General features: G+C 74.4%; 4 protein-coding genes and 1 pseudogene. 3 read left to right on the top strand and 2 right to left on the bottom strand.

Translation table 11 applies throughout. The annotated features are described in order from the left end of the window. From cbiT to GTW08_RS13810, 3 genes are all read left to right on the top strand, one after another. A partial coding sequence (gene cbiT / locus GTW08_RS13820) for a precorrin-6Y C5,15-methyltransferase (decarboxylating) subunit CbiT (protein ID WP_161152004.1) occupies window positions 1–786 on the top strand: 786 nt, incomplete at its 5' end. A gap of 10 nt (window positions 787–796) precedes the next feature. Next, window positions 797–1,540: a precorrin-4 C(11)-methyltransferase gene (gene cobM, locus GTW08_RS13815; protein ID WP_073574968.1), complete on the top strand. Its 744-nt coding sequence runs from the start codon at window positions 797–799 to the stop codon at window positions 1,538–1,540. Between the two features lie 133 nt (window positions 1,541–1,673). Beyond that, complete coding sequence (locus tag GTW08_RS13810; RefSeq protein WP_073574967.1) at window positions 1,674–2,351, top strand: cutinase family protein; 678 nt, start codon at window positions 1,674–1,676, stop codon at window positions 2,349–2,351. A gap of 7 nt (window positions 2,352–2,358) precedes the next feature. Here GTW08_RS13810 and zwf read toward each other — a convergent pair whose 3' ends face one another. Together zwf and GTW08_RS13800 are read right to left on the bottom strand one after the other, a co-directional pair. Continuing rightward, window positions 2,359–3,876, bottom strand: a complete 1,518-nt coding sequence (gene zwf, locus GTW08_RS13805; protein ID WP_217266871.1) for a glucose-6-phosphate dehydrogenase — start codon at window positions 3,874–3,876, stop codon at window positions 2,359–2,361. Between the two features lie 117 nt (window positions 3,877–3,993). Beyond that, a pseudogene (locus GTW08_RS13800) lies at window positions 3,994–4,365 on the bottom strand (galactokinase); the annotation flags it as partial.

Here is a 4,365-nt window from a genome sequence, read left to right as displayed (position 1 = left end):
GCCCGGCTGGTCGTGCTCTCGGCCGGAGCCGGGTCACCCACCGAGATCGCCGGGCTGCTCGCCGGCGCCGGATGGGGCGACTCGCGGATGACGGTGCTGGAGCGGCTCGGCGCGCCCGACGAGCGCCGGGTGTCCGCCACCGCCGCGGCCTGGCGGGGCGACGCGGACGCGCTGAACGTCGTCGCGCTCGAGTGCGTCCCTGACGCCGGGCTCGTCCCGCCGGGGGAGGCACCCGGCCTGCCCGACGACACCTACGACCACGACGGTCAGCTCACCAAGCGCGAGGTCCGCGCCGTCACCCTCGCCCACCTCGCGCCCCGCGCGGGGGAGCTGCTGTGGGACATCGGCGCCGGGTCCGGGTCGATCGGCATCGAGTGGATGCGCGCGCACCCGCGGTGCCGCGCGATCGCCGTCGAGACCCGCCCCGAGCGCGCCGACCGGGTCGCCGCCAATGCCGCGGCGCTCGGTGTCCCCGGACTGCGGGTGGTGACCGGTCCCGCGCCGGACGTACTGGCCGGGCTGGAACGGCCCGACGTCGTGTTCGTCGGCGGCGGGCTGACCCGCGAGGGCGTCCTCGACGCCTGCCTGGCCGCGCTGGGCCCGGGCGGTCGCCTGGTCGCCAACGCGGTCACCGTCCAGACCGAGGCGGCCCTGGCCGCCGCCCACGCCGCACACGGCGGGGACCTCGTACGGGTGCAGGTCGCCCGCGCCGTCCCCGTCGGCGGCTTCCACGGATGGCGCCCCGCCATGCCCGTGACCCTGTGGAGCTGGAGGAACGTTCTGTGAGGACCGAGCTGTGACGGTGCACTTCATCGGGGCCGGACCCGGTGCGGTCGACCTGCTGACGCTGCGGGCCCGCGACCTCATCGCGGCCGCGCCGGTCTGCCTCTACGCGGGCAGCCTGGTGCCGCCGGAGATGCTGGAGATCTGCCCGCCCGGCGCCCGCACCGTCGACACCGCGCTGATGACCCTCGACGAGATTCTCGACGAGATGGTGCGCGCGCACCGGCACGGGCTCGACGTCGCCCGCCTCGCCTCGGGGGACCCGTCGGTGTTCTCGGCGATGGCCGAGCAGATGCGCCGCCTGGAGACCGAGGGCGTGCCCTACGACGTGTGCCCCGGAGTCCCCGCCTACGCGGCGGCGGCCGCGGCGCTGGGCCGCGAGCTCACCGTCCCCACGGTCGCCCAGACCGTCACTCTCACCCGGATCGCCGCGCGCGCGACACCGATGCCGGAGAACGAGGGACTCGACAAGCTGGGCGCCGCCGGCGGCACCGTGGTGCTGCACCTGGCCGTGCACCGGATCGCCGAGGTCGTCGACGCCCTGGCCCCCTCCTACGGCGGCGACTGCCCGGCCGCGGTGGTGGCACACGCGTCGCGTGCGCACGAGATCGTGCTGCGCGGGACCCTGGAGCAGATGCCCAAGGCCGTCGACGAGGCCGGGATCCAGCGCACCGCCGTGATCATCGTCGGGGAGGCGCTGGCGGCCCGGCACTTCCCGGACTCGCACCTCTACAGCTCGGACCGCTGCCGGAGCTGAGGCCCGACCGTCCGTCCCCCGCTCGCCGCGCGCAGCCGGGATCTCGGCGCGCAAAGATCATCCGACGCGTCTGCGCATGGCCCACTTGATACGCCCGATCGGTGGATCGGATCCGTGTAGGAAGGGGAGAGCCGTGCACATCCGGAGTGTCGTCACCGCGATCGCGGTCGCGGCCGGCATCGCGCTGGCGGGCGTCGTCGCCGCCCCCACGGCGGGCGCCGCACCCGCCCCGCCGAGCGGGTGCCCACAGATCGAGACGATCGCCGTACGCGGCAGCACCGAGGCCCAGGGCGGCGGCAGCATCGCCGGTCCGCTGGCGTCGTCGATCCGGTCACGGTCGACGCAGACCGTCCGGACCCATGACCTGGTCTACCCGGCGACGCTGAGCAACTACGCGAGCAGCGTGCGCCAGGGGGTGTCCGCGCTGCGCAGCCGGCTGTCGTCGACGTCGTCGCAGTGCCCGTCCACCCGCTTCGTGCTGATCGGGTACTCGCAGGGTGCCCAGGTCGTCGGGGACACCCTGGCCGGCGGTGGCGTCCCCGGAGCCGACCGCATCCCGGCGGTGGTGCTGTTCGGCGACCCGACGTTCAACGGCCGTGAGAGCTACAACACCGGCAGCTACTCCGCGGCCCGCAACGGCGTGTTCCCGCGCTCCCGCGGCGCGCTGTCGGCCTACGCCTCGTCGATCCGCTCCTACTGCAACGCCACCGACAACTTCTGCCAGCGCGGGGCGAGCGGCGGCGGCCACTACCGCTACGCGAGCGACCGGACCGCCGCCACCACGTTCGCCCTGGGGCGGATCGGGGGCTGAACCCGGCTCAGTAGTCCTCGTGCCAGGCCCGGCCGTCGCGCTCGATCAGCGCGGTGGCCGAGGCCGGGCCGTGACTGCCCGCGGAGTAGGGGCGGGGCCGCTGGTCGGTGGCCTCCCAGGTCCGCAGGATCGGCTCGGCCCAGCGCCACGCGGCCTCGATCTCGTCGCGGCGCATGAACAGCGTCGGGTTGCCGCGCAGCACGTCCATGAGCAGCCGCTCGTAGGCGTCGGGCAGCCGGTCGCCGAAGGTGCGGGCGAAGCTCAGGTCCAGCGGCGCCGGGATCGGGCGGATCCCGCCGGGGCCGGGCTGCTTGGCCGTCATGTGCAGGCGGACGCCCTCGTCGGGCTGCAGCCGCAGGACGAGCCGGTTGGCCGGGATCTCCTCACCGAACGCCGGGAAGATCGAGTGCGGGACCGGCTTGAACTGCACCACGATCTCCGACGCGTGCGTCGCCAGTCGCTTGCCGGTGCGCAGGTAGAACGGCACCCCGGCCCAGCGCCAGTTGGCGACCTCGGCGCGCAGCGCCACGAAGGTCTCGGTCGAGGACCGCTCCCGCTCCCGCGGGGTCCCGGCGCGCGACTCGGCCAGCTCGGTGGCGTAGCCGGGCACGGCGGTGCCGTCGACGAGACCCTCGGCGTACTGCCCGCGCACGGTGTCGCGCACGACGTCCGGGCCGTCGAGCGGCCGCAGCGACTGCAGGACCTTGAGCTTCTCGTCGCGCACGCCCTCGCCGTCGATCTTGGCCGGCGGCTCCATCGCGACCAGGCACAGCAGCTGCAGCAGGTGGTTCTGCACCATGTCGCGCAGCGCGCCGGAGCCGTCGTAGTAGTCGGCGCGGTTCCCGACGCCGATCGACTCGGCGACGGTGATCTGCACGTGGTCGATCTGCGAGGCGTTCCACAGCGGCTCGAACAGGGAGTTGCCGAAGCGCAGGACCAGCAGGTTCTGCACCGTCTCCTTCCCGAGGTAGTGGTCGATCCGGTAGATCTGCTCCTCGGCGAAGACCGAGCCGACCTCGTCGTTGATCGCCTGCGCCGAGGCCAGGTCGGTGCCCAGCGGCTTCTCCAGCACGACGCGGGTGCGGTCGTCGACGATGCCGGCGGCCGCGCTGCCGACGCAGATCCGCCCGAACAGCTGCGGGGCGGAGGCGAGGTAGAGCACCCGGGTGCGCCTCGGGGAGGGTGCCCCGATCAGCTCCGACAGCAGCGACCAGTCGTCGTCGGCGACGTCGAGGGTCACGTGGTGCAGCCGGCCCAGGAAGCGGTGGTGCTGCGCGTCGTCGGCGCAGGCGTCGGGGCCTGCCCAGCGCGGCGCGGTGCGCCGCAGCTCGGAGTCGACCTTGTCGCGGTAGCCGGGGTCGTCGAGCCCTGATCGGGACACGGCGACGATGCGGGTGTCGTCGGCGAGCTGGCCGTCGCGGTCGCGGAGGTAGAGCGCCGGCAGCAGCTTGCGCATCGCGAGATCGCCGGTGCCGCCGAACACGACGACGTCGGCGGGGTCCATGACGGGAAGGGGGTGCGGCACGAGCCGTCTCCTCGGTAAGCGAACGGGTGCGGGTCGAGCGGTGCCAGGGCCCGCGTGACGGGCACTTCCGTACTGTACCGATTCCGTTCCGCTCACGAAAGGCGGAAGGGACCCCGGTCAGGTCAGCCGGCCCGCCCCGTCCGACGGCGTGCCCGGGAACACGACCGGTTCGGCCCAGCCGCGCTGCGCGAAGGCCTCCCGCACCGAGGCGGTGACCGCGGCCGCCCCGTCGGCCTCGACCAGTGCGATCACGCAGCCGCCGAAGCCGCCGCCGGTCATCCGCGCGCCGGTCGCGCCGCCGTCGCGGGCCGCCTCGACGGCCACGTCGACGTGCGGGACGGTGATCTCGAAGTCGTCGCGCATCGAGGTGTGCGAGGCGTCGAGCAGCGGCCCGATCGCCCGCGGGTCCGCGCCGCCCGACAGCAGCCGCACGGTCTCGACGACCCGGGCGTTCTCGGTCACGATGTGCCGGGCCCGGCGCCGGATCCG

The sequence above is a fragment of the Pseudonocardia sp. SID8383 genome, from assembly GCF_009864975.1.
GTDB lineage: Bacteria > Actinomycetota > Actinomycetes > Mycobacteriales > Pseudonocardiaceae > Pseudonocardia > Pseudonocardia alni.
This window is presented reverse-complemented; position numbering and strand designations above follow the sequence as displayed.